General features: G+C 75.6%; 1 pseudogene. It reads left to right on the forward strand.

Annotation, left to right across the window (positions count from 1 at the left end):
• Nucleotides 1-225: 225 nt before the first annotated feature.
• Nucleotides 226-524 (forward strand): annotated as a pseudogene (locus tag G3I40_RS12120) (hypothetical protein); the annotation flags it as partial.

The following is a 524-nucleotide window of genomic DNA, read 5'->3' on the forward strand; positions in this document are numbered from 1 at the left end:
GAGGGGCCGAGGGGCCGAGGGGCCGAGGGGCTGAGGGGCTGAGGAGGGGCGGGCTGAGGCGGGGTCACGGAAGCGGCGGGAGGGGGTTCGGGCGGTTCGGGTTGTGGGTCGAGGTGTCGGTGGGGTTGTGGGTTCGGGCGATGGGCTCGGGCTGTAGGTCGGTTCTGGGCCGTGTGGTGCGGTGGGGAGTGAGAAGCGATGGATGTTGTCCACAGGCTGGGGGCAGTGCTGTTGATTGCGGCGCTGCTGGCGTGGTTGGTGTCGGAGTGCGCGGCGCGGCGGCGGGAGCGGGTGGTGCGGCGACGGGTGAGGCTCGTGCTGGCGGTCGCCGCCGGGCGCCCGGGTCGGCGGTCGTTCGAGGTGCCAGGGGCGGTACGGCGCTGGGCCCCGGTCGCCGGGGCGGTGAGCGCCGGATACGTCCTCGCCGGCGGAGTGGCCGGGCTGGCGCTCGGGGCGGTCGAGGGCATGGCCGTGTGGCGGTGGTTGCGAGAACGCGGGGAGCACGGCGGCGCGGGGCCGGACAT

Origin of the sequence: Streptomyces sp. SID14478, from assembly GCF_010548525.1 — a bacterium.
Lineage (GTDB): Bacteria > Actinomycetota > Actinomycetes > Streptomycetales > Streptomycetaceae > Streptomyces.